Raw genomic sequence first — 22,631 nt, forward strand, 5'->3', positions numbered from 1 at the left:
ACACCGGTCCGGCGCCGACGGCCACCACGACGCACGCCGCGCCACCGGGCCGCGCGACGGACCGGCCCCGCCGCCGGGGCCGCCGACCGGCGGGGGCCGGCGCGCTGGGGCGGACGCCACCGCTCGGAGAGGCGTCCGGCCCGCTGCCGCCGCCGCGTCGCCGAGGTCGCGCCCTGTCCGAGGACGCCCTGCGGCCGGCCCGGTCCACGGCCGCCCCGGCGCGGCCCGCCCTGCGCGAACGGGTCATGGCCGCCGCGCGCGCCACCCCGCAGAAACCGCGCCGACGGCCCGCAGGCGCACGCTCGCGCTGCCCGTCGCCCCTCCGGGGGACACGGCCGCTCCCGCGCACCCGTACGCCCCGGACGCGTCCCGTGACCCTGCGCGGACACGGCGAACCGCCCGGCGGGCGCGTCCACCGGCTCCCGCTCGGCGTCCGCGGGAGCGACCGCGCTCCCGCGGGCTCCTCGACGGCGACACGCCCCTGGTCGCCGCCGGCCTCGGCCCCGCCGCCACGTCACTCGCCGTGACCGTCGAGCCCGGCGGGTCCGAGCGGCCCACCAGCGGACCCCATGTCCAACTCGCCCTGGATTCTGCCGGATTCGGAGAGTAGCCGAAGAGGCGTCGTCAACACCCTTACGGGGAACGTGTTTCCTGTGAGGCCGATACACGAGTGCCCCGGCGGGGCGATAGGGTTACCCTGCCCGGGCCGGGTGGACTCGTACGGGTGGGGAGTGACATGGAACAGATAACAGTGCGCAGCAGGGCGAGGGTCCCTGCCATCACCTGCGGGAGCAGCGCGACCAGTTCGCGCCTCGACCGCCATCTCTCGGTGCTCGCGGGGCCGGCGGTCCCGCAGCGGGAGGCGGCCGAGGCGACCTCGCTGATGCGTGAACTGACCGCGCGAGAGCCCGCGCACACTCCCAGCGCCAGGGGTGCGCGAGTGAGCCGTGTGTCGCTCTTCGCTCCGCTGCGCCGGCTGCGCCGTACCCTCTTCGGCGGCCACTGACCGGCGTCCGGCCCTCCCCGAGGGCCGCTTCGGGAACCGTGCTCAGGCGGCCACACCGTCCCGGCGCAACGCTGCGATCTCCTCGTCCGTCATCCCCACGGCACGCAGCACCGCATCGGTGTGCTGCCCGAGCGCGGGTACGTCCCCCATCCCCGCCTCGTCCCCACCCGGCAGCGTGATGGGCGGCAGCAGCGTCTTCAGCGGCCCGGCCGGCGAACCCACCTCCCGCCACCGCCCCCGGGCCGCCAGCTGCGGATGCCCGGCCAGCTCCCGCACGTCCCGCAGCCGGGCGCACGCGATGCCCGCGCCCTCCAGCCGGGCCAGCGCCTCGTCGGTGTCCAGCGCGCTCAGCGCCCGCGCGACCCGTGCGTCCGTGCGCTCCCGGTTCGCCACCCGCGCCGCGTTGGTCGCGAACGCCGGATCCGCCCCCAACCCCGGTTCTTCCAGCACCCGTTCGGCGAGCCGTCGCCACTCGCGGTCGTTCTGCACCGACAGCAGCACCCGTCCCCCGTCCGCCGTCGGATAGGCGTCGTACGGGGCGATGACGGCGTGCGCGAGGCCGGTGCGCGCCGGGGGCGTGCCTCCGTGCAGGGCGTGGTGCAGCGGATGCCCCATCCACTCCGCGAGCGCCTCCAGCATCGACACCTCCACCGGACCGCCCCGGCCCGTGACGCCGCGCCGCACCAGCGCCGCCAGCACGCCCGAGAAGGCGTACATGGCCGCCGCGATGTCAGCCGCCGGGATACCCGCCTTGACCGGCCGGTCCGGCGTGCCGGTCACCGACACCAGCCCCGCCTCGCACTGCACGAGCATGTCGTACGCCCGCTTGTCCGCGTACGGACCCGACGACCCGTAGCCCGAGATGTCCACGGCGATCAGGCGGGGGTGCGCGGCGCACAGCGTGGCGGCGTCCAGGCCGAGCCGGGCGGCGGCGCCCCGGGCGAGGTTCTGCACGAACACGTCCGCACCGGCGACCAGCCGCCGCACGGCCTCCAGGCCACGCGGGTCCTTCAGGTCCAGCGCGACCGATTCCTTGCCGCGGTTGCACCACACGAAGTGCGAGGCCAGTCCCCGCGCGGCGGTGTCGTAGCCGCGGGCGAAATCGCCGCCGTCCACCCGCTCCACCTTGACCACCCGGGCGCCGAGGTCGGCGAGCTGACGGGTCGCGAAGGGGGCGGCGACGGCCTGTTCGACGGCGACGACGGTGATGCCCGCGAGGGGCGGCGGCTGGCGTTCCATGGCACCGGATGATGGCAGCGCCGCTCACAGCAGCGCGAACTGGCCCTCCGGGCCCTCCTCGCGGTGGTCCAGCACCGACGCCGGCCGGCGCGCGGAGGGCGGCGCCGGCAGGACGCCCGCCGCACGCAGGTCCGCCGCGGTGACCGCCGACCCGGGCTCCGGCGGCCGTACTTCGGACAGCAGGGCCAGGACCGTGATCAGCTCCAGCAGTTCCGACGTCCACGACTGCGGCCAGGTCGCCGGGCGGACGGCCCGCAGCGTGCCGGGCCCGGCCTCGGCGGTGCGCGCCGCGAACCACTGCTCCAGCACCCTCGCCCCGCCCGCTTCGAAGTCCCACGCCTCGGGCGGCACCGGGGATATGCGGCCCTCGTCGACGTACAGGGCCTCCTCCTCGCGGTCGTAGCGCAGGGCGAGCGGGCGGGGCGGGAGCGGGGCGCGGACGTAGGGGCGGCGCCCGCCGGGCAGCTTGGGGCGCTCGCCGTCGCGGCGCATCAGCCACAGCATCCGGCGGCCCGTGCGCACGCCCTCCGCCCAGAGGTCCGGGTCGTCGGTGAGGGGCACGGAGAGGTCCGGGCGCACGACGGCGAGGGTCCAGGCGAGCACGTCCACCGGGTCGGGGGCGTGACCGAGGCGGGCGGCGAGGTGGTCCAGGAGGCCGGGGGCGAGGTTGGGCTCGGCGGCGCCGGGGCGACGGTAGAGCGGGCGGACGCGGCCGGGGCGCAGCAGCGGGACGCGGGAGGTGGCCAGCAGACGGGGACCGCCGGGGCCGGGCGCCTCGACGGCGAAGATCTGGTGCTCGTCGGCCGCCCGCCACAGCTCGGGGCGGGCCGCGTCGATCAGACGGTGGTCGGGAATCAGCCACTGCTCGTCGAAGGGCGCGTACAGCACCCGGACCGGCTCCGCGCAGGGGCCCGAGGCCCGCGCCAGCTTCTCCGTGCCGCCGCCCCCGCCCGGCAGCCGGCCGACCGCCGTGTGCAGGGTGCGCGCCCGCGACGGTTCGAACAGCGCCTCCCGGTCCGGCCCCTCGGCCTTGATCAGCGCCTCCCACCGCGCCTTCAGCGAGCCCGGGTCGGGCGCCGCCGGCCACCCCCGGCCGAGCCGCGGCGGTGCGACGGACCACGGCATGAGGTCCGCGAGCAGCGGAGCATCGTCGTGCGTCACGCCCGGCATCGTACGACGGGCGGCCTGCCGGCGGGCGGGGCGGCGGGCGGCGCGGGCGGTGCGCCCCGCGATCCGCCGGTCCCGCGATCCGCCGGTTCCGCGATCCGCCGGTTCCGCGATCCGCCGGTTCCGCGATCCGCCGGTTCCGCGATCCGCCGGTTCCGCCGGCCGCCGGAGACCTACGCGTCGAGGGTGACCGTGAAGGAGAAGCGGTCGCCGCGGTAGTGGATGACGGCCACGTCCAGGGCGCGGCCCGTGCTGTCGTGGGTGACGCCCGTGTAGTGCAGGATCGGGCTCAGCAGCGGGACCTGGAGGAGGCGGGCCGTCTCCGGGTCCGCGAGGCGGGCCTCCACCGTGTCCGTGATGCGGCTGATGTCCGCGCCCACCACGTCCCGCAGCACCTTGGTCATCGGCCAGCGCGCCAGGTCGTCCAGGTCGATGCGGGCCGCCAGTTCCGGGCGGACGTAGTTGACGGCGTGGTTGGTCGGCTCGCCGGTCTTCTCGTCGCTGCGCAGCCGGTGGTACCTGGCCACCTCGGCCAGATCGGGGAAGGTGTCGGCCAGTTCGGCCGGCACCGGCGTCCGGCCGTGGCCCAGCAGCTTCGTCGTCATGCCGGACTGCTGGGCGACGATCGCGTCCACCGAGCCGAGCAGCCGTACCGGCGCGCCCCGCAGGGCGTCCGGCTCGATGAACGTGCCGCGCCGCCGGTGCCGGGTGATGAGCCCTTCGTCCTCCAGCTCCTTCAGCGCCTGCCGCATCGTCAGCACGGACACGCCGTAGTGGCCGGCGAGCTGTTCCTCGGTGGGCAGGCGCAGCGGGTCCCTGGGCGAGCGTCCGAGTATCGAGGCGCGCAGCGACTGCGACACCTGGTACCAGAGCGGCAGCTTGCGGTTCAGGACGATCGAGTCCGGGGCGAAGGAGGTCACGGGGCCATCCGTACCGGCAGGGGATGTTTCAGTGCAAGGGGCGGAAGTGCCGCTCCAGGCCGAGCCACACGTCGTCGTAGCGCGACTGCAGGTGCTCCGCACCGGCCGCCTGCGGCGTCAGGGTCACCGGCCGGCGGGTCTCGAACATGAACGCCAGCCCGTCGTCCACCTTCTGCGGACGCAGCTCCGCGGCGCTCGCCCGGTCGAACGTCTCCCGGTCGGGTCCGTGCGCCGACATCATGTTGTGCAGCGAGCCGCCGCCCGGCACGAAGCCCTCCGCCTTCGCGTCGTAGGCGCCCTCGATCAGGCCCATGTACTCGCTCATCACGTTGCGGTGGAAGTACGGCGGCCGGAAGGTGTCCTCGCCCACCAGCCAGCGCGGCGCGAAGACCACGAAGTCGGCGTTGGCCAGACCGGGCGCGTCCGACGGGGACGTCAGCACCGTGAAGATCGACGGATCCGGGTGGTCGTACGAAATGGTGCCCAGCACATTGAAACTGCGCAGGTCGTAGACGTAGGGCACATGGTTTCCGTGCCAGGCGACGACGTCGAGGGGCGAGTGGTCGTAGGTGGCCGACCAGAGGTTGCCGCAGAACTTGTTGATCACCTCGACCGGTCCCTCGACGTCCTCGTACGCGGCCACCGGCGCGCGGAAGTCCCGCGGGTTGGCGAGGCCGTTCGCGCCGATCGGGCCGAGGTCGGGGAGGCGGAAGAAGGCGCCGTAGTTCTCGCAGACGTAGCCGCGGGCCGTCGCGTCGAGCAGTTCGACGCGGAAGCGGACCCCGCGCGGGATCAGCGCCACCTCGCCCGGACCGGCGTGCAGCAGCCCGAACTCGGTGCGCAGCAGCAGCCCTCCGCGCTCCGGCACGATCAGCAGCTCGCCGTCCGCGTTCCCGAACACCCGCTCCATCGAGGCGTTCGCGTGGTACAGGTGCACGGCCATGCCGGTGCGCTCCGCCACGTCGCCGTTGCCGCCGAGGGTCCACAGGCCGGCCAGGAAGTCCGTGCCCGGCTCCGGGGCGGGCAGCGGGTTCCAGCGCAGCCGGTTCGGGTCGGGCGCCGTCTGGTGGAACGGGGCCGTGCGCAGCGCGCCGTTCCGCGTCCGGGTGAACGCCGGGTGCGCGGCCGAGGGGCGGATGCGGTACAGCCACGAGCGCCGGTTGTGCGCCCGGGGCTCGGTGAAGGCCGTGCCGCTGAGCTGCTCCGCGTACAGCCCGAGCGGCGCGCGCTGGGGTGAGTTGCGGCCCTGTGGCAGCGCCCCCGGGACGGCCTCGGAGCTGTGCTCGTTGCCGAATCCCGTCAGGTACGCCAGCCCTTCGGCGGTCTTCCGCGCGTCCGCGCCCATGATCGCTGCTCCCTTGCCAAGCCGATTCCTATGCATCACCGTAGGATTGTGATCGCGGGCGACGCAAGGGGTCGGCGCGAAGCCGGGCCGGCGCGCCGGGCGCAGGCCGCCCCGCAGGCCGCCCCGCAGGCCGCCCCGGTCTGCCCGTGGGTCGCCCCCGCAGGGCGCCCCGTGTGCCGCTCAGGTACCACGCGCCTCCTCTCACCGGACGACAACGAGGCCGACCGGAACCAGACTTCAGGGGGATTCGAGGTGTCGGACCCGTGTTCTAGGCTCCCGGACATGTCGTGGACGCGCCGATGCGGCGCCGCGCTCGCCGTCTGTGTCCTGCTGCTGACCGGATCCGCGGGCTGCGGCGCCGGTGATACCCAGGAGCCCCAGTCGCCCCCGCCGTCCTCGGGGCCGTACCGCGAGATGGCGGAGGACGCCGACCCCGAGGTCGGCATCGAGGTGCAGCCCGACGGCGCCGACTGGGCCGTGCGGCTCACCCTGCGCGACTTCCGCCTCTCCCCGTCCGGCACGCCGTCGCGGGCCGCCCCCGGCCGCGGCGTCGCCCGCCTCTACCTCGACGGCCGCGAGATCGCCGTCCTGCGCACCCCCGAGTACCGCCTGCCCGCCTCCCTCGTCCCGCGCGGCACCCACGAGGTCACCGCGCGCCTGTACGCCGACGACGGCAGGGCGTGGGCCGTGGACGGGGAGCCGGTGCAGGCCACGGCGGACATCACGGCCTCGGGGAGCCCCGGAGGGCAGGCCGGCACCGAGGGCGCGGGGGAGCGGCCGCAGGGAGCGGACCAGCCCTGAGCGTGCGCCTCTCGCGGCGCGTACTCCGGGGTGTGGTTCACCCGATCGCCGCGGAGAGGCATCATGAAGCCCGTGCCCCATCCCACGCTTCGCCGTGCGCCGGTCCAGCGCCGCAGCGCCGAACGGCTGACCAGGATCCTCGACGCCTGCGCCGACCTCTTGGACGAGGTGGGCTACGACGACCTCAGCACCCGTGCGGTCGCCGAGCGCGCCGGCGTCCCGATCGGCTCGGTCTACCGTTTCTTCGGCAACAAACGCCAGATGGCCGGCGCCCTCGCCCAGCGCAACCTGGACCGCTACGCCGAGCGCGTCACGGAACGGCTGCGCGACGCCGAGCCGGGCGACTGGCGGGCCGCGATGGACGCCGTACTGGACGAGTACCTGGCCATGAAGCGCACCGCCCCCGGCTTCTCATTGGTCGACTTCGGCAACCAGATTCCGGTCGGCGCCCACGGGACCGAGCCCAACCACCGGGTCGCCGACCGGCTCACCGAACTGCTCGCCGGACCCATCGGCCGCGAGCCCGACGACGCCCTGCGCCGCACCTTCCTGATCGCCGTCGAGACGGCCGACGCCCTGGTGCAGCTGGCGTTCCGGATCGATCCCGAGGGCGACGCGCAGATCATCGGCGAGACGCGGGAGATGCTGCGGGCGTATCTCGCGCGCGTTCTGGACTGACCCCCGGCGCGGCGGGGCGGCGCCCGTCGTCACTTCGGCGCGGCGGCCGGCGGGTGGCCCTCACCCCGCCTCGGGTCCTGCGTCCCGCCCCCTCCTCGGATCCCGTGCCCAGGCCCCGAGGCCGTACGCCCGCCGTCCCGAGTCCGTACGCCCCCCACCACCCCACCCCTTCGCCCCCCTCCCCACCATGCCTACCGGTCGGTATGCTCGGCCCCGACCCGTGCGTCACCGTCGCCGCCGACCCTCCGGGAGGACCCCGTGCCCCGCACCGCCCTGCGCATCTGCCCCCTGTGCGAGGCCACCTGCGGCCTGACGCTCACCATCGAGGGGACCCGCGTCACCCACGCCCGCGGAGACCGCGACGACGTCTTCAGCCGGGGGTTCGTCTGCCCCAAGGGCGCCTCCTTCGGCGCCGTCGACGCCGACCCCGACCGGCTGCGCACCCCGCTCGTGCGCCGGGACGGCGAGCTGCGCGAGGCCACCTGGGAGGAGGCCTTCGACGCGGTCGCCGCCGGTCTGCGCCCGGTCGTGGAGCGGTACGGCCCGCACGCGGTCGGCGTGGTCCTCGGCAACCCCAACGTGCACACCATGGCCGGCGGCCTCTACCCGCCGCTCCTGATCGGCGGGCTCGGGACCCGCAGCGTCTTCAGCGCCTCCACGGTCGACCAGATGCCCAAGCACGTCTCCTGCGGCCTGCTCTACGGCGACGCCAACCTGATCCCCGTCCCCGACCTCGACCGCACCGACCATCTGCTCCTGATCGGCGCCAACCCCCTGGAGTCGAACGGCAGTCTGTGCACCGCCCCCGACTTCCCCGGCCGGCTCAAGGCGCTCAAGGCCCGCGGCGGCGCCCTCACGGTCGTCGACCCGCGCCGCACCCGCACCGCCGCCCTCGCCGACCGCCACATCGCCGTACGGCCCGGCACGGACGCCCTGCTGCTCGCCGCGATGGCCGCGACCCTCTTCGAGGAGGACCTCGTCGCCCTCGGCCACCTCGCCCCGCACGTCCAGGACCTGACCGAACTGCGCGCCGCCTCGCCGAGTTCACCCCGGAGGTCGTCGCGGACGCCTGCGACGTGGACGCCGCCCTCATCCGCACCCTCGCCCGCGAACTCGCCGCCGCCCCCACCGCCGCCGTCTACGCACGCATCGGCAGCTGCACCGTCCCGCACGGCACCCTCGCCAGCTGGCTCGTGGACGTCCTCAACATCCTCACCGGCAACCTCGACCGCCCCGGCGGCGCCCTCTTCCCGCAGTCCGCCACCGACCGCACCCCCCGCCCCGCCGGACCCGGCCGCGGCTTCGCCCTCGGGCGCTGGCACTCCCGCGTGCGCCGACACCCCGAGGCCAAGTCCGAGCTGCCGATCGCCGCGCTCGCCGAGGAGATCGACACCGTCACCGGTGACGGCGAGCCGATCCGCGCCCTCGTCGCGATCGGCGCCAACCCGGTGCTGTCCGTCCCCGACGGCGACCGCCTCGACAAGGCCCTGGACTCGCTGGAGTTCATGGTGAGCGTCGACCCGTACCTGAACGAGACCGCGCGCCACGCCCACGTCGTCCTGCCGCCGCCCCCGCCCGCCCAGAGCGCGCACTACGACTTCGCCTTCAACACCCTCGCCGTCCGCAACCAGGCCCGCTACACCCGCCCCGCCGTCCCCCTGGAGCCCGGCCGGATGCCGGAGACGGAGATCCTCGCCCGGCTGATCCTCGCCGCCACCGGCATGCACGGCGCCGACCCCGCCGCCGTCGACGCCATGGTGGTCGACCAGACCCTGGCCAAGGCCGTCCGCGAACCCCACTCCCCGGTGCACGGCCGCGACCCGAAGGAACTCGCCGCACAGCTCACCGGCGACGACGGCCCCGAGCGGCGGCTCGACCTGATGCTGCGCCTCGGCCCCTACGGCGACGGCTTCGGCGCCCGCCCGGACGGGCTGACCCTGGCCAGGCTGCTCGCCCACCCGCACGGCATCGACCTCGGACCCCTGACGCCCCGTCTGCCGCAGCCGCTGAAGACCCGCAGCGGCACGGTGGAGCTGCTGCCCGGCCCGATCGCCGACGACCTGCCCCGCCTGCGCGAGGCCCTGCGCGAACGCCCCGCCGGACTCGTCCTGGTCGGCCGCCGCCATCTGCGCTCCAACAACAGCTGGCTGCACAACGTGCCCGCCCTCACCGGCGGCACCAACCGCTGCAGCCTGCACATCCACCCCGACGACGCGGCACGGCTCGGGGTCCGCGACGGGGCCGCCGTCACCGTCAAGGGCGCCGGGGGAGCGGTGACCGCCCCCGCCGAGGTCACCGACACGGTGCGCAGGGGCGTGGTGAGCCTCCCGCACGGCTGGGGCCACGACCGCCCCGGCACCCGGATGCGGCACGCCGCCGCCGACCCCGGCGTCAACGTCAACCAGCTCCTCGACGGCAGTCTGCTCGACCCGCTGTCCGGCAACGCCGTCCTCAACGCGGTGCCCGTCGAGGTCGTCCCGGCCGCCGAGCAGCACACCGCGCTGACCTGAGCAGAGCGGTGACCTGGAGTTTTGCGCTTATTGCTCGCAGGCGGACGTCTTGTTGACGCGGCTTGGCGGGACCTAACGTCCAACGCACCGCCGGCTCAGGTGGGAGTTCAAGGGCGAACGTTAGGTAACCACTCATGCTGACCCTCCTCGGCTTCGCCATGATCGCGACCTTCCTGGTCCTGATCATGATGAAGAAGATGTCGCCGATCGCGGCGCTCGTGCTCATCCCCGCGCTCTTCTGCGTCTTCGTCGGCAAGGGCGCGCAGCTGGGCGACTACGTCATCGACGGCGTCACCAGCCTCGCCCCCACCGCGGCGATGCTCATGTTCGCGATCGTCTACTTCGGCGTGATGATCGACGTGGGGCTGTTCGACCCGATCGTGCGGGCCATTCTCCGGTTCTGCCGGGCCGACCCGATGCGGATCGTGGTCGGCACGGCCCTGCTGGCCGCGATCGTCTCCCTGGACGGCGACGGCTCCACCACCTTCATGATCACCGTGTCGGCGATGTACCCGCTGTACAAGCGCCTGAAGATGAGCCTGGTCGTGCTGACCGGCGTCGCCGCGATGGCCAACGGCGTGATGAACACGCTGCCGTGGGGCGGCCCGACCGCTCGTGCCGCCACCGCCCTCAAGGTCGACGCCGGTGACATCTTCGTGCCGATGATCCCGGCCCTCGCCGCCGGCCTGCTGTTCGTGATCGCCCTGTCGTACGTCCTCGGCCTGCGCGAGCGCCGTCGGCTCGGCCTGCTGACGCTGGACGAGTCGCTGGACGAGTCGCTGGTCGAGGAGCAGGAGACGGTGCTGGTCGGCGCCGGCGGCTCGACTGCCGGCCCCGCGCCCGAGTCCCCCGCGCCGAGCGGCGGTCGTGGCGAGGACGACGACTTCCGGGGCCTGGACCAGAATCGCGACACCCTGCGCCCGAAGCTGTACTGGTTCAACGCGCTGCTCACGGTGACCCTGCTCACCGCCATGATCATGGAGTGGCTGCCGATCCCGGTGCTGTTCCTGCTGGGCGCCGCCCTCGCGCTCACCGTCAACTTCCCGCGCATCCCCGACCAGAGGGCCCGCCTCGCCGCCCACGCCGACAACGTCCTCAACGTCTCCGGCATGGTGTTCGCCGCCGCCGTCTTCACCGGAGTGCTGCAGGGCACCGGCATGGTCGACGGCATGGCCACCTGGCTGGTCGACATCATCCCGGCCGGCATGGGCCCGCACATGGCCCTCGTCACCGGCCTGCTGAGCCTCCCGCTCACCTACTTCATGTCCAACGACGGCTTCTACTTCGGCGTTCTGCCGGTGCTCGCCGAGGCGGGCGCCGCGCACGGGGTCTCGCCGCTGGAGATCGCCCGCGCCTCGATCGTCGGCCAGCCGCTGCACATGTCCAGCCCGCTCGTCCCGGCCGTCTACGTCCTGGTCGGCATGGCGAAGGTGGAGTTCGGCGACCACACCCGGTTCGTCGTGAAGTGGGCGGCCCTGACCTGCCTGGTGGTCCTCGGGGCGGCCCTGCTGTTCGGCATCGTCTGAGGCATCCGGCGACAAGTCGAGAAACCGGCACCGACAGGGCGTCGAAAGCAGGGCGCGAAAGACAGTCGTCGACAAAGAGACGTCGACGAACGGACGTCGACACAGGACGTCGACGAAGGGGTCTCGTCGAAGGGGCCCGTCGAAAGGCTCGTCAAAGGGGCGTCGTCCGAAGATTTCGGCCGGCACGCAGGGAGGACACGACCATGGGGCCCGGTGGGAACCGCGGCTGGCTGCTCCGCCTCGTCATCGCCTTCGGCTTCGCGCAGGGGGCGGTGTCGATGGCCCGGCCCGCCGTCTCCTACCGGGCCCTCGCGCTGGGCGCCGACGAGCGGGCGATCGGCGTCATCGCGGGCGTCTACGCGCTGCTGCCGCTGTTCGCCGCGGTGCCGCTGGGCCGCCGTACCGATCACGGCCGCTGCGCGCCACTGCTGCCGGCCGGCGTGGTCCTCATCGCCGCAGGCTGCGCGCTCAGCGGCGTGGCCGGCTCGCTGTGGGCCATGGCCGTGTGGAGCGGGGTGATGGGCCTCGGGCACCTCGCCTTCGTCATCGGCGCCCAGTCGCTGGTGGCCCGCCAGTCCGCGCCGCACGAACAGGACCGCAACTTCGGCCACTTCACCATCGGCGCCTCGCTCGGCCAACTGGTCGGCCCCGTCGCCGCGGGCGTGTTGACCGGCGGCCACGACATGGCCCGCAGCAGCGCCCTCGCGCTGGCCGTGGCGGGGGCGACAGCCGCGGTCGCCTGCTCGTCGCTGTGGCGCGTCGAGGACCGTACGGCGGCCAAGTCCCCCACCCCCCAAGGGGAACAGGTCCCCGTACGGCGCATCCTGCGGGCGCGGGGCGTGCCCGGCGGCATCCTCGTCAGCCTCTCCGTGCTCTCGGCGACCGACGTCCTCACCGCCTATCTGCCGGTCGTCGGCGAGCGCCGCGGCATCGAACCGGCGGTCGTCGGAGCGCTGCTGAGCCTGCGGGCGGCAGCCACCATCGCATGCCGGCTGGCCCTCACGCCGCTGCTGCGACTCCTCGGCCGCACCGCCCTGCTGACGGCGAGCTGTCTGCTGGGCGCGCTGCTGTGCGCCGGACTCGCGCTGCCGGTGCCGGTGTGGGCGCTCGCGGTGCTGCTGGCGGTCCTCGGGTTCTGCCTCGGCGTGGGCCAGCCGCTGTCCATGACGACCGTCGTCCGGGCGGCCCCGGAGGACGCCCGCTCCACCGCCCTCGCGCTGCGGATCACCGGCAACCGGCTCGGCCAGGTCGCCGCGCCTGCGGCGGCCGGTCTGGTGGCCGGCGCGGCGGGCGTCGCGGCGCCGTTCGTGCTGCTCGGCGCCCTGTTGCTGCTCTCCTCGGGGGCCGCCCTGCGGTCGCCCGCGCGGCCCGCCGGGCCACCGGAGGAGACTGCGGAGGAGAGCGCGGAGAAGACCGTGGGGGAGGGCTCCGGGGGAGTGCGGACGGGAGGGCTCCGGGGGAGTACGGGCGGGGCGGCCGGTGGGCCGAAGGGGTGATGTCCGACGGGGCTTCCGGCGCGGTTGTCGCGCAACGCGGGTCGAGGTGACTCACAGTCAGGTGCAGAGTGATTTGTATGAAAATCGCCTGAACTGAAGGGATGTCCATGTCCACCTCGGTCCGTACGCGCCGCGCCGCCACGCTCGCGGCCCTCGCCGTGGCGGGGTCCGCGTTCGTCGCGGTCCCCACGGCCGTCGCCGCCCCCGGCGACAACGGAGACATCAAGATCCACTCGGTCGGCACGCCCGCCGACGACCCGCGCAACGAGCCGAAGGTGTGCAAGTTCTACCTCGCCGCCTTCAACTTCGACACCATCCAGCAGGTCGCCTGGACCATCCAGACCCAGCCGCTCGACCCGAACGGGGCGACCCGCACCGGCGCCCTGACCCTGGTGACGGGCACGGGCCGGTCGCCGGACCTCTCGCTGCCCGACGGCACGTACAAGCTCACCTGGACCTTCGCGGGCCAGCAGGGAGCGGCCAAGCAGAAGGTGTTCAAGGTCGACTGCCCGACCGACCCCTCCGCCCCGCCGAACGGCGGCCCGCCCGCGGGCGGCGGCGGCCTCGCCCGCGGCGACGCCTTCACACCGGTCGCCGGCGCCGCCGGCGTCGGGCTGGCGGCGGTCGGCGGAGCGGTCTGGCTGCGCTCCCGTCGCCGTTCCCATGGCGCGGCCTCCTGAGTACCGCGGCCGGCCCCGCGGCCGGACGCGCGCCTACCGCCTGACGCGGACGGCCCTGCTGGCCCTCTGTCTGGTGGTCGGCGGCGTCTGGTGGGCGCAGGACGAGGAGCCCGGAGCGGCCACCGCCGCTCCGGGCCCGGCGGCGGCCCGCGCGGGCGCCTCGGCGCCGGACCGGACGGCGCGCCCGGACTCGCCGCCGGGCGTGGCGTCCGGGCAGGGCGGTTCCGGGCCCGCGTCGTCCGCGTCGCCGGCCGCCCGGATGGGGGCCGCGGAGCGGGGTCCGGGCGCCCGGGCCGACGGTCCCGACTCCCGTGCCGGGGCCGGACGGCCGCGCTCGAGTCCCGGGTCCGGCGGTTCCGGGGCGCCTCCCCAGGCCGGCGGTCCGGGGGCTCGTCCCGGTTCCGGACGGCCGGGCGCACACGCACAGTCCGGCGGTCCGGGCGCCCGCCCCGGGGCCGAGGGGCCGGGTTCCCACGCGGGCGCCGGGAGCCGGGGTCCCCGGGCAGGCTCCCCGGGCCCGGGCGCCCGTACCGGAGCGGCCGTTCCGCGCGCCCCGGCCCGCCCCGCCCCCCGCCCGCTGCCGCCCTCCCGCGCCGCCCGGCTCACCGTCCCCTACCTCGACATCGACGCCCCCGTCGTCGGCATCGGCCTCGACGACCGCCGCCGGATGACGGCCCCGCCCGACGACGACCCCAACCTCGTCGGCTGGTACACCGGCGGTCCCACGCCCGGCGAGAACGGCACCGCCGTCGCCGTCGGCCATCTCGACACCATGAAGGGCCCCGCCGTCTTCGCCGGACTCGCCGAGCTGAGGCCCGGCCGCAGCATCGAGGCCCGGCGTTCCGACGGACGGACCGCCGTCTACACCGTCGACGCCGTGAAGTCGTACACGAAGGAGGACTTCCCCTCCCAGTTGGTGTACGGCCACCGGGGCCGCCCCGAGCTGCGCCTGATCACCTGCGACGGCGATTACGACCGTCGTTCCGGCTACTCCGGAAACCTGGTCGTCTTCGCCCATCTCACCCAGATCCGGGAGCCCGGACGAGCACCCGCGCGTGGCTGAATTCCACCGTCCGCTTCATCGCCGACTGATCCGGAGCGCCCGATCCCGCCCGATGTCTTCCCCCAGGTGGGCACATTCCGTTAACTTCCGTGACCCACAGGCCCCGCACGAACCGTGCGGGGCCAACCGACCGCGGAGCACCAGCGCTCAGTGAGCCCACGGGGGCACCTCTCATGACACGCGCCATCTCCCTGCACGACGTGAGCAAGTCCTACACGCGCGGCGTTCGCGTGGTGGACCGGATATCGCTCGACATCTCACCCGGCGAGTTCCTCGTCCTGCTCGGCCCGTCCGGCTGCGGCAAGTCCACCGTGCTGCGCATGATCGCCGGGCTGGAGGAGATCGACGAGGGCGAGCTGCTGCTGGACGGCGAGTTCGCCAACGGACAGGCGCCGTCCGAACGGGACATGGCGATGGTGTTCCAGAACTTCGCCCTCTATCCGAGCATGTCCAGCCGCGACAACATCGGCTTCCCGCTGCGCATCGAGGACCCGGGCGCCGACCCGCGGCCCCGGGTGGACGCCACCGCCCGGATGCTCGGCATCGAGGACCTCCTCGACCGCTACCCGGGCCAGCTCTCCGGCGGCGAACGCCAGCGCGTCGCCATGGGCCGGGCCATCGCCCGGCACCCGTCGGCCTTCCTGATGGACGAGCCGCTGTCCAACCTCGACGCCAAGCTGCGCAACCACCTGCGCGCCGAGATCTCCGCGCTCACCCACGAACTGGGCGTCACGACGGTGTACGTCACGCACGACCAGTCCGAGGCCATGTCGCTCGGCGACCGGGTCGCCGTCATGCGCGGCGGGGTGCTCCAGCAGGTCGACACCCCGCGCATGGTCTACGCGCTGCCCCGCAACGTCTTCGTCGCCGCCTTCATCGGCACCCCGCGCATCAACCTGCTGCGCGGCATGGTGCGCGCGCCGCTCGGCGGGGCGATGACCATCTCCCTCGGCAAGCAGTACCTGCGGCTGCCCGAACCGCTGTCGCGGGACCACCAGTTGCTGCGGGTCCAGCAGGGCCGCGAGATCATCGTGGGGCTGCGCTCGGAGGCCATCCGGATCGGCAAGGCGGAATCCGCCCGCCCCGGCGAGGTGCCGATCAACGGCCTCGTCGAGCACGTCGAGTACCAGGGCCACGAGAACCTCGTCCACTTCAACACCGGCTCCGTCCCGGCCGTCGTGCCGGAGCTGGAGGCCCCGCGCCCGTCCCGTCCCACGCGGCGGCGACGCCGTGACGGCACGGTGCTGGATCGGCTGCGGGAGAAGGCGGGCGCCCTGCGCTCCGGGTCCGTCGCGGTGCTGGACCGCCCGTCCGAGGAGCGCCCCCAGACCTCCGCCTCCGTCCCGCGGCTGCCCGGCGACCTCATCGTCCGCACCACCCCGGACATGGCCCTGCGGCACGGCATGCACGTCCCCCTCCTGGTCGACCTCGCCCACATGTTCGTCTTCGACCAGGACGGGGAACGCATCTGCCCGGCCCCGTCGCGGCTGCCCGACCTGGAGGCGTGAGCGGTATCCCGCGGGCGGCGTGAGGCGTGCCATGGAGGCGGCCCCTGGTGCCGAAAAACTAACGGCGCTAGTTTGGGGTCGGACGACGAGGCCCGCCCGGAGGGAACGCGATGAAGGCACATGACGGCATGTACATCGACGGCGCCTGGCGCCCGGCCGCCGGCCGGGACGTGATCGAGGTGGTGAACCCGGCCGACGAGCGGATCGTCGGGCGGGTCCCGGCCGGCGCCGCCGAGGACGTCGACGCCGCCGTACGGGCCGCCCGCGCGGCCCTGCCCGCCTGGTCCGCCACGCCGCCCGCCGAGCGGGCCGCCCGGATCGCCGCCCTGCGGGACGTCATGGTGGCCCGCGCGGACGAGATCGCCGAGACGGTGACGGCGGAACTGGGCTCGCCGCCGAAGTTCTCCCGGGCCGTGCACGTCGGCACCCCGATCGCGGTGGCCGGGTCCTACGCCGAGCTGGCGGCCACGTACCCGTTCGAGGAGAAGGCCGGCAACTCCACCGTCTACCAGGAGCCGGTCGGTGTGGTCGCCGCGATCACCCCGTGGAACTACCCCCTGCACCAGATCGTCGCCAAGGTCGCCCCGGCGCTGGCCGCGGGCTGCACGATCGTCGTGAAGCCCGCCGAGGACACCCCGCTCACCGCCCAGCTCTTCGCGGAGGCGACGCACGAGGCGGGGGTGCCGGCGGGCGTGTTCAACCTGGTGACCGGGCGGGGCTCGGTGGCCGGCCAGGCGCTCGCCGAGCACGCGGACGTCGACATGGTCTCCTTCACCGGCTCCACGGCCGTCGGCCGCCGCATCGGCGCGCTCGCCGGAGCCGCCGTGAAGAAGGTCGCCCTCGAACTGGGCGGCAAGTCCGCCAACGTCATCCTGCCCGGCGCCGACCTCGCGCGCGCGGTCAACGTCGGCGTCGCCAACGTGATGTCCAATTCCGGGCAGTCGTGCAACGCCTGGACGCGGATGCTGGTCCACCGCGACCAGTACGACGAGGCCGTGGAGCTGGCCGCGACGGCTGCCGCCAAGTACGGCGAGCGCATCGGCCCCCTGGTCAACGCCAAGCAGCAGGAGACGGTGCGCGGTTACATCGACAAGGGCGTCGAGGAGGGCGCCCGGCTGGTCGCGGGCGGCCCCGAAGCGCCCCGCGAGAAGGGCTACTACGTCAGCCCGACCGTCTTCGCGGACGTCACCCCCGAGATGACGATCGCCCAGGAGGAGATCTTCGGCCCGGTCCTCGCGATGCTGAGGTACGAGGACGAGGAGGACGCCCTGCGGATCGCCAACGGCACGGTCTACGGGCTCGCGGGCGCCGTCTGGGCCGGGGACGAGGCACAGGCGGTGGCCTTCGCCCGCCGTATGGACGCCGGCCAGGTCGACATCAACGGCGGGCGCTTCAACCCGCTCGCCCCGTTCGGCGGCTACAAGCAGTCCGGCGTCGGCCGTGAGTTCGGCGTCCACGGACTGACCGAGTACCTCCAGACCAAGTCCCTCCAGTTCTAAGGGAGTCACCCGACATGGCCGTCCGTGCCGCCGTACTGCCCGCCATCGGCGCGCCGTTGGAGATCACCGACATCGACCTGCCGGAGCCGGGGCCCGGCAAGCTGCGCGTCCGGCTCGCCGCCGCCGGCGTGTGCCACTCCGACCTGTCGCTGACCAACGGCACCCTCCGACTCCCGGTCCCCGCCGTCCTCGGCCACGAGGGCGCCGGCACCGTCGTCTCCGTCGGCGAGGGCGTCACCGGCTTCGCCCCCGGCGACGGCGTCGTCCTCAACTGGGCGCCCTCCTGCGGCGACTGCCCGGCCTGCGCGCTCGGCGAGGTGTGGCTGTGCGCCAACGCCCTGAACGGGGCCGCCGAGGTGCACGCCCGCCGCAGCTCTGACGGCGCCGAACTGCACCCCGGGCTGAACGTGGCCGCGTTCGCCGAGGAGACCGTCGTCCCCGTCTCCTGCGCCCTGCCCGCCCCGGCCGGCGTCCCGCTCACCGACGCCGCGCTCCTCGGCTGCGCGGTGCTCACCGGCTACGGCGCCGTCCACCACTCGGCCAAGGTGCGCCCCGGCGAGACCGTCGCCGTCTTCGGGGTGGGCGGCGTGGGCCTGGCCGCCCTCCAGTCGGCCCGCATCGCCGGCGCGTCGCGGATCGTCGCGGTGGACGTCTCCCCCGCGAAGGAGGAGCTGGCCCGCGCCGCCGGCGCCACCGACTACGTCGTCGCCTCCGACACCACCGCCCGCGAGATCCGCGCCCTCACCGGCAAGCAGGGGGTCGACGTCGCCGTGGAGTGCGTGGGCCGCGCGGTGACCATCCGCACGGCCTGGGAGTCCACGCGGCGCGGCGGCCGGACCACGGTCGTCGGCATCGGCGGCAAGGACCAGCAGGTCACCTTCAACGCCCTGGAGATCTTCCACTGGGGCCGCACCCTCTCCGGCTGCGTGTACGGCAACTGCGACCCGGCCGAGGACCTCCCGGTGATCGCCGGGCACGTCCGCTCCGGCCGCCTCGACCTCACGGCCCTGGTGACGGAGCGGATCGCCCTGGAGGGCGTCCCGGCGGCCTTCGAGAACATGCTCGCGGGCAAGGGGGGCCGGGCGCTGGTGGTGTTCTGACCGGCCGGCGGGGCGAGCGGACCGTCAGTCCTCCTCGCCCCGCCCCGCCCGCTCGTACTGCTGGGCCAACCCGTCCAGCAGCGCCCGCAGACCCGTCTCGAAAGCGCGCTCGTCGATCTTCTCCTGGTGACCGGCGAGCAGATGGGCCTGCCCGAGGTGGGGGTAGTCGGCCGGATCGTAGGCGCTCTCGTCGTTCACGAAGCCGCCGGCGAACGAGCCCAGGGCCGAGCCCATGATGAAGTACCGCATCAGCGCGCCGATGGACGTGGCCTGCGCCGGCGGCCAGCCCGCGTCGACCATCGCGCCGTAGACGGCGTCGGCCAGGCGCAGCGCGGCCGGGCGGCGGCCGGGGCCGCGGGCCAGGACCGGGACGATGTTGGGATGGTCGCGCAGGGCCGCCCGGTAGGAGACCGCCCAGTCGTGCAGCGCGGTCCGCCAGTCCCGGCCGTCGTCGAACATCGACAGGTCGACCTGCGCGCTCACCGAGTCCGCGACCGCCTCCAGGATCTCGTCCTTGGTGCGGAAGTGGTTGTACAGCGACGGCCCGCTCACGCCCAGCTCGGCGGCCAGCCGTCGGGTGGAGACGGCGGCCAGGCCCTCCGCGTCCACCAGCGCCCGCGCCGTCTCGACGATCCGGTCGGTGCTCAGCAGGGGCTTGCGCGGTCGGGCCATGGCGCACATAGTAGGGACCACCTTGAAACTAGCAGTGCTAATTTAAGTCGGTATGAAGGTCGGCAGTAGGGGTGACGCGTCATGAACCTGGAGCTCAGCGAGGAACAGAGCGCCGTACGGCAGCTCGCCCGGGACTTCGTGCAGCGTGAGATCGCCCCGCACGTCGTCGCCTGGGACCGCGCCGAGGAGGTCGACCGGGGCATCGTCGAGAAGCTCGGCGAGGTCGGCTTCCTGGGCCTGACGGTCGACGAGGAGTACGGCGGCTCGGGCGGCGACCACCTCGCCTACTGCCTGGTCACCGAGGAACTGGGGCGCGGCGACTCCTCGGTGCGCGGCATCGTCTCCGTCTCCCTCGGGCTGGTCGCCAAGACCGTCGCCGCCTGGGGCGACGAGGAGCAGAAGCGGCGCTGGCTGCCGGGGCTGACCTCCGGCGCCTACGTCGGCTGCTTCGGTCTGACCGAGCCGGGCACCGGCTCCGACGCCGGGAACCTCACCACCCGCGCGGTGCGCGCCGGCGGCGACTACGTGATCAACGGCAGCAAGATGTTCATCACCAACGGCACCTGGGCCGACGTCGTCCTGCTCTTCGCCCGCTCCACGGACGCTCCCGGCCACAAGGGCGTCTCCGCCTTCCTGGTCCCGGCCGACACCCCGGGCCTGACCCGCCGCACGGTCCACGGCAAGCTGGGCCTGCGCGGCCAGGCCACCGCCGAGCTGGTGCTGGAGGACGTCCGCGTCCCCGCCTCCGCGCTGCTCGGCCCCGAGGGCAAGGGCTTCTCGGTCGCCATGTCCGCCCTCGCCAAGGGCCGGATGTCGGTCGCGGCGGGCTGCGTCGGCATCGCCCAGGCCGCCCTCGACGCCGCGGTGCGGTACGCGGGGGAGCGCGAGCAGTTCGGCCGGACCATCGCCCACCACCAGCTCGTCCAGGAGCTGATCAGCGACATCGCCGTGGACGTCGACGCGGCGCGGCTGCTGACCTGGCGGGTCGCCGACCTGATCGACCGCGGGCAGCCGTTCGCCACCGAGGCGTCCAAGGCCAAGCTGTTCGCCTCCGAGGCCGCCGTCCGCGCCGCCAACAACGCCGTCCAGGTCTTCGGCGGCTACGGCTACATCGACGAGTACCCGGCGGGCAAGCTGCTGCGCGACGCCCGCGTGATGACCCTCTACGAGGGCACCAGCCAGATCCAGAAGCTGCTCATCGGGCGGGCCCTGACCGGGGTGTCGGCGTTCTGAGCGGCGCCCGCGGGGCCTGTCATCTGAGTAGCGGCTGAGTATGCGGGCGGATGTGGCGCGGGCCATGTCCGCCGATCCTGGTCGGCATGAGTGACTCATCGGTCAAACAGCAGAACACGGCCGCCTTCTACGGCCAGGCCGTCGCCTCGTTCGCCGTCGCCATGGCGGCCACCGCGATCGGCGTCTACCGCCTGGACGCCAACGCCTGGGTGCGCGGCTTCCTCGCCATCGCCGTCCTCTACCTGGTCACCTCGTCCTTCACCCTCGCCAAGGTCATCCGGGACCGGCAGGAGGGTCCGCGCCGCTCCCTCTAGATCCGCCGGGGCCGTCCCTAAGCGCCCGCTCACCCGTGGCGGTATGGTGGTGCCCTGGTCGGCAGAGGTGTGGCAGAGGATCGGGGCGAGGGCAGCGATGAGTACGGCGCAGGAGACGGCGGGCGGCGAGGCGCAGCCCTGGGCCGAGGTCACGCCCGACGCGGCCCGGCGGCTGCTGATCGCCGCCGTGGAGGCCTTCGCCGAGCGCGGCTACCACGCCACCACCACCCGGGACATCGCGGGCCGGGCCGGGATGAGCCCCGCCGCGCTCTACATCCACTACAAGACCAAGGAAGAGCTGCTCCACCGGATCAGCCGGATCGGCCACGAGAAGGCCCTGGACATCCTGCGCACCGCCGCGCGCGGCGAGGGCGGGGCCACCGAGCGGCTCGCCGACGCCGTCGGCTCCTTCGTGCGCTGGCACGCGGGAGGCCGTACCACCGCGCGCGTGGTCCAGTACGAACTGGACTCGCTCAGCCCCGAGGCCCGCGCGGAGATCGTCGCGCTGCGCAGGCAGTGCGACGCCGAGGTGCGCGGGATCATCGAGGACGGCGCGGCGACGGGCGAGTTCGACGTGCTGGACGTACGGGGCACCACCCTCGCCGTGCTGTCGCTCTGCATCGACGTGGCCCGCTGGTTCAGCGTGGACGGCCCATGGACGCCGGAGGAGGTCGGCGCGATGTACGCCGACCTCGTCCTGCGGATGGTGGGGGCCAAGCGGAGCCCCGAGGGCCCGGCGCGGCCGTAGCCGTACGGCGCCCAGGGCCGACGGCGCCACAGGCGTACGGCGCTCGGAGCCGTACGGCGCTCAGAGGTAGTACCGCGACACCGACTCCGCCACGCACACCGGCTTGTCCCCGCCCTCGCGCTCCACGGTGAACGCGACGCTCAGCTGGACGCCGCCGGGCACGTCCTCGACGCCGGTGATCGCCGCGGTGGCGCGCAGCCGGGAGCCGACCGGGACCGGGGCGGGGAAACGGACCTTGTTGGTGCCGTAGTTGACGCCCATCCGCACGCCCTCGACCGCGATCAGCTGCGGCCCGAACAGCGGCAGCAGCGACAGCGTCAGATAGCCGTGCGCGATGGTCGTGCCGAAGGGGCCGGCGGCGGCCTTCTCCGGGTCGACGTGGATCCACTGGTGGTCCCCGGTGGCCTCGGCGAACAGGTCGATCCGCTTCTGGTCGACCTCCACCCAGTCCGTGTGCCCCAGCGGCTCGCCCACCGCCGTCTTCAGCTCGTCGACGGACGTGAAGATCCTCGGCTCTGCCATGTCCCGGCCTCTCGCGTAGCAAGTCGCAGTGTCTAAGCAACTGCTTAGCATGGTGGGGCGAGGGGCCCCTGTCAACGGACCGGCGCCGCGCGGGGGTGGGTAGTGTTCGGGGGTGCCCCAGATTCGCGAGACGATCCACGAACTCACGGTCGGCCAGCTCTCCGCGCGCAGCGGCGCCGCCGTCTCCGCCCTGCACTTCTACGAGTCCAAGGGGCTGATCAGCAGCCGCCGGACCGCGGGCAACCAGCGCCGCTACAGCCGCGACACCCTGCGCCGCGTCGCCTTCATCCGCGCCGCCCAGCGGGTCGGGATCCCGCTGGCGACGATCCGGGAGGCGCTCGCCGAGCTGCCCGAGGAGCGCACGCCCACCCGCGAGGACTGGGCGCGGCTCTCCGAGAACTGGCGCTCCGTGCTCGACGAGCGCATCCGGCAGCTCAACCGGCTCCGCGACCACCTCACCGACTGCATCGGCTGCGGCTGCCTGTCGCTGGACGCCTGTGTGCTGTCCAACCCCAACGACGTCGTCGGCGAACGCCTCGCCGGCTCCCGCCTGCTGGCCGAACCCCGCGGCGGGGCGCCGGCGAAGGAGCGCCGGACGTGCTGA

20 protein-coding genes and 2 pseudogenes are annotated in these 22,631 nt (G+C 74.1%); 16 read left to right on the forward strand and 6 right to left on the reverse strand.

Annotation, left to right across the window (positions count from 1 at the left end):
• Positions 1-159 precede the first annotated feature (159 nt).
• Positions 160-610: pseudogene (locus tag ABZY13_RS02040) on the forward strand (anti-sigma factor); the annotation flags it as partial.
• A 126-nt stretch (positions 611-736) separates the two neighbouring features.
• Positions 737-1,006, forward strand: a complete 270-nt coding sequence (locus ABZY13_RS02045; protein ID WP_356626913.1) for a hypothetical protein — start codon at positions 737-739, stop codon at positions 1,004-1,006.
• 42 nt (positions 1,007-1,048) lie between these two features.
• Here ABZY13_RS02045 and ABZY13_RS02050 read toward each other — a convergent pair whose 3' ends face one another.
• From ABZY13_RS02050 to hmgA, 4 genes are all read right to left on the reverse strand, one after another.
• Positions 1,049-2,245, reverse strand: a complete 1,197-nt coding sequence (locus tag ABZY13_RS02050; RefSeq protein WP_356626914.1) for a CaiB/BaiF CoA-transferase family protein — start codon at positions 2,243-2,245, stop codon at positions 1,049-1,051.
• A gap of 24 nt (positions 2,246-2,269) precedes the next feature.
• Positions 2,270-3,415, reverse strand: coding sequence for a type ISP restriction/modification enzyme (locus ABZY13_RS02055; protein WP_356626915.1), 1,146 nt, complete (start codon positions 3,413-3,415; stop codon positions 2,270-2,272).
• A gap of 170 nt (positions 3,416-3,585) precedes the next feature.
• Positions 3,586-4,332 carry a GntR family transcriptional regulator gene (locus ABZY13_RS02060; protein ID WP_356626916.1) on the reverse strand — a complete coding sequence of 249 codons (747 nt, stop codon included), beginning with the start codon at positions 4,330-4,332 and terminating at the stop codon, positions 3,586-3,588.
• Between the two features lie 28 nt (positions 4,333-4,360).
• Positions 4,361-5,677: a homogentisate 1,2-dioxygenase gene (hmgA, locus tag ABZY13_RS02065; protein WP_356626917.1), complete on the reverse strand. Its 1,317-nt coding sequence runs from the start codon at positions 5,675-5,677 to the stop codon at positions 4,361-4,363.
• 282 nt (positions 5,678-5,959) lie between these two features.
• Here hmgA and ABZY13_RS02070 point away from each other — a divergent pair, with 282 nt between their 5' ends.
• The 10 genes and pseudogenes from ABZY13_RS02070 to ABZY13_RS02115 all read left to right on the forward strand — a co-directional run bounded on the left by ABZY13_RS02070 (position 5,960) and on the right by ABZY13_RS02115 (position 18,538).
• Positions 5,960-6,478 (forward strand): hypothetical protein, encoded by a 519-nt coding sequence (locus ABZY13_RS02070; RefSeq protein ID WP_356626918.1) that lies wholly within the window; start codon positions 5,960-5,962, stop codon positions 6,476-6,478.
• A 63-nt stretch (positions 6,479-6,541) separates the two neighbouring features.
• The gene (locus tag ABZY13_RS02075; RefSeq protein ID WP_356626919.1) at positions 6,542-7,156 is read left to right on the forward strand and encodes a TetR/AcrR family transcriptional regulator; all 615 of its coding nucleotides are present in this window, start codon (positions 6,542-6,544) and stop codon (positions 7,154-7,156) included.
• Between the two features lie 258 nt (positions 7,157-7,414).
• A pseudogene (locus ABZY13_RS02080) lies at positions 7,415-9,666 on the forward strand (molybdopterin oxidoreductase family protein).
• 134 nt (positions 9,667-9,800) lie between these two features.
• Entirely contained in the window at positions 9,801-11,192 is a 1,392-nt protein-coding gene (locus tag ABZY13_RS02085) for a citrate:proton symporter (RefSeq protein ID WP_356626920.1), read from the forward strand.
• Positions 11,193-11,395: 203 nt separating this feature from the next.
• Positions 11,396-12,688: an MFS transporter gene (locus tag ABZY13_RS02090; protein WP_356626921.1), complete on the forward strand. Its 1,293-nt coding sequence runs from the start codon at positions 11,396-11,398 to the stop codon at positions 12,686-12,688.
• Between the two features lie 107 nt (positions 12,689-12,795).
• Positions 12,796-13,368 carry a hypothetical protein gene (locus ABZY13_RS02095; RefSeq protein WP_356626922.1) on the forward strand — a complete coding sequence of 191 codons (573 nt, stop codon included), beginning with the start codon at positions 12,796-12,798 and terminating at the stop codon, positions 13,366-13,368.
• On the forward strand, positions 13,352-14,431 hold the full coding sequence (locus tag ABZY13_RS02100) for a class F sortase (protein WP_356626923.1): 1,080 nt from the start codon (positions 13,352-13,354) through the stop codon (positions 14,429-14,431). The genes ABZY13_RS02095 and ABZY13_RS02100 overlap by 17 nt, the downstream gene beginning before the upstream one ends.
• Positions 14,432-14,604: 173 nt before the next feature.
• A complete protein-coding gene (locus tag ABZY13_RS02105) occupies positions 14,605-15,939 on the forward strand; it encodes an ABC transporter ATP-binding protein (protein WP_356626924.1) in 1,335 nt (444 codons plus the stop codon).
• Positions 15,940-16,049: 110 nt separating this feature from the next.
• Positions 16,050-17,438, forward strand: a complete 1,389-nt coding sequence (locus ABZY13_RS02110) for an aldehyde dehydrogenase family protein (protein WP_356626925.1) — start codon at positions 16,050-16,052, stop codon at positions 17,436-17,438.
• A 14-nt stretch (positions 17,439-17,452) separates the two neighbouring features.
• Positions 17,453-18,538 (forward strand): Zn-dependent alcohol dehydrogenase, encoded by a 1,086-nt coding sequence (locus tag ABZY13_RS02115; protein WP_356626926.1) that lies wholly within the window; start codon positions 17,453-17,455, stop codon positions 18,536-18,538.
• 24 nt (positions 18,539-18,562) lie between these two features.
• Here the strand turns inward: ABZY13_RS02115 and ABZY13_RS02120 are convergent, their stop codons facing one another.
• On the reverse strand, positions 18,563-19,210 hold the full coding sequence (locus ABZY13_RS02120; RefSeq protein ID WP_356626927.1) for a TetR/AcrR family transcriptional regulator: 648 nt from the start codon (positions 19,208-19,210) through the stop codon (positions 18,563-18,565).
• A gap of 81 nt (positions 19,211-19,291) precedes the next feature.
• On the opposite strand from ABZY13_RS02120, the gene ABZY13_RS02125 reads away from it, so the two are divergent.
• The 3 genes from ABZY13_RS02125 to ABZY13_RS02135 all read left to right on the forward strand — a co-directional run bounded on the left by ABZY13_RS02125 (position 19,292) and on the right by ABZY13_RS02135 (position 21,505).
• A complete protein-coding gene (locus tag ABZY13_RS02125) occupies positions 19,292-20,443 on the forward strand; it encodes an acyl-CoA dehydrogenase family protein (protein ID WP_356626928.1) in 1,152 nt (383 codons plus the stop codon).
• A gap of 86 nt (positions 20,444-20,529) precedes the next feature.
• The gene (locus ABZY13_RS02130) at positions 20,530-20,757 is read left to right on the forward strand and encodes a YiaA/YiaB family inner membrane protein (protein ID WP_356626929.1); all 228 of its coding nucleotides are present in this window, start codon (positions 20,530-20,532) and stop codon (positions 20,755-20,757) included.
• A gap of 97 nt (positions 20,758-20,854) precedes the next feature.
• Positions 20,855-21,505, forward strand: a complete 651-nt coding sequence (locus tag ABZY13_RS02135) for a TetR/AcrR family transcriptional regulator (RefSeq protein ID WP_356626930.1) — start codon at positions 20,855-20,857, stop codon at positions 21,503-21,505.
• 60 nt (positions 21,506-21,565) lie between these two features.
• On the opposite strand, the gene ABZY13_RS02140 is transcribed toward ABZY13_RS02135, so the two are convergent.
• Positions 21,566-22,027, reverse strand: coding sequence for a MaoC family dehydratase (locus ABZY13_RS02140; RefSeq protein ID WP_356626931.1), 462 nt, complete (start codon positions 22,025-22,027; stop codon positions 21,566-21,568).
• A 112-nt stretch (positions 22,028-22,139) separates the two neighbouring features.
• On the opposite strand from ABZY13_RS02140, the gene soxR reads away from it, so the two are divergent.
• Positions 22,140-22,631 (forward strand): redox-sensitive transcriptional activator SoxR, encoded by a 492-nt coding sequence (gene soxR / locus ABZY13_RS02145; protein ID WP_356626932.1) that lies wholly within the window; start codon positions 22,140-22,142, stop codon positions 22,629-22,631.

The organism is Streptomyces sp. NPDC006610, from assembly GCF_040611575.1.
In the GTDB taxonomy this organism is placed as follows: domain Bacteria; phylum Actinomycetota; class Actinomycetes; order Streptomycetales; family Streptomycetaceae; genus Streptomyces.

What these genes read in the sequence shown, in the direction of transcription:
- ABZY13_RS02045 (WP_356626913.1), top strand. Translation starts at nt 737, where the DNA reads ATGGAACAGATAACAGTGCGCAGCAGGGCGAGGGTCCCTGCCATCACC.
- ABZY13_RS02050 (WP_356626914.1), bottom strand. Translation starts at nt 2,245, where the DNA reads ATGGAACGCCAGCCGCCGCCCCTCGCGGGCATCACCGTCGTCGCCGTC.
- ABZY13_RS02055 (WP_356626915.1), bottom strand. Translation starts at nt 3,415, where the DNA reads ATGCCGGGCGTGACGCACGACGATGCTCCGCTGCTCGCGGACCTCATG.
- hmgA (WP_356626917.1), bottom strand. Translation starts at nt 5,677, where the DNA reads ATGGGCGCGGACGCGCGGAAGACCGCCGAAGGGCTGGCGTACCTGACG.
- ABZY13_RS02070 (WP_356626918.1), top strand. Translation starts at nt 5,960, where the DNA reads ATGTCGTGGACGCGCCGATGCGGCGCCGCGCTCGCCGTCTGTGTCCTG.
- ABZY13_RS02075 (WP_356626919.1), top strand. Translation starts at nt 6,542, where the DNA reads ATGAAGCCCGTGCCCCATCCCACGCTTCGCCGTGCGCCGGTCCAGCGC.
- ABZY13_RS02085 (WP_356626920.1), top strand. Translation starts at nt 9,801, where the DNA reads ATGCTGACCCTCCTCGGCTTCGCCATGATCGCGACCTTCCTGGTCCTG.
- ABZY13_RS02090 (WP_356626921.1), top strand. Translation starts at nt 11,396, where the DNA reads ATGGGGCCCGGTGGGAACCGCGGCTGGCTGCTCCGCCTCGTCATCGCC.
- ABZY13_RS02095 (WP_356626922.1), top strand. Translation starts at nt 12,796, where the DNA reads ATGTCCACCTCGGTCCGTACGCGCCGCGCCGCCACGCTCGCGGCCCTC.
- ABZY13_RS02100 (WP_356626923.1), top strand. Translation starts at nt 13,352, where the DNA reads ATGGCGCGGCCTCCTGAGTACCGCGGCCGGCCCCGCGGCCGGACGCGC.
- ABZY13_RS02105 (WP_356626924.1), top strand. Translation starts at nt 14,605, where the DNA reads ATGACACGCGCCATCTCCCTGCACGACGTGAGCAAGTCCTACACGCGC.
- ABZY13_RS02110 (WP_356626925.1), top strand. Translation starts at nt 16,050, where the DNA reads ATGAAGGCACATGACGGCATGTACATCGACGGCGCCTGGCGCCCGGCC.
- ABZY13_RS02115 (WP_356626926.1), top strand. Translation starts at nt 17,453, where the DNA reads ATGGCCGTCCGTGCCGCCGTACTGCCCGCCATCGGCGCGCCGTTGGAG.
- ABZY13_RS02120 (WP_356626927.1), bottom strand. Translation starts at nt 19,210, where the DNA reads ATGGCCCGACCGCGCAAGCCCCTGCTGAGCACCGACCGGATCGTCGAG.
- ABZY13_RS02125 (WP_356626928.1), top strand. Translation starts at nt 19,292, where the DNA reads ATGAACCTGGAGCTCAGCGAGGAACAGAGCGCCGTACGGCAGCTCGCC.
- ABZY13_RS02130 (WP_356626929.1), top strand. Translation starts at nt 20,530, where the DNA reads ATGAGTGACTCATCGGTCAAACAGCAGAACACGGCCGCCTTCTACGGC.
- ABZY13_RS02135 (WP_356626930.1), top strand. Translation starts at nt 20,855, where the DNA reads ATGAGTACGGCGCAGGAGACGGCGGGCGGCGAGGCGCAGCCCTGGGCC.
- ABZY13_RS02140 (WP_356626931.1), bottom strand. Translation starts at nt 22,027, where the DNA reads ATGGCAGAGCCGAGGATCTTCACGTCCGTCGACGAGCTGAAGACGGCG.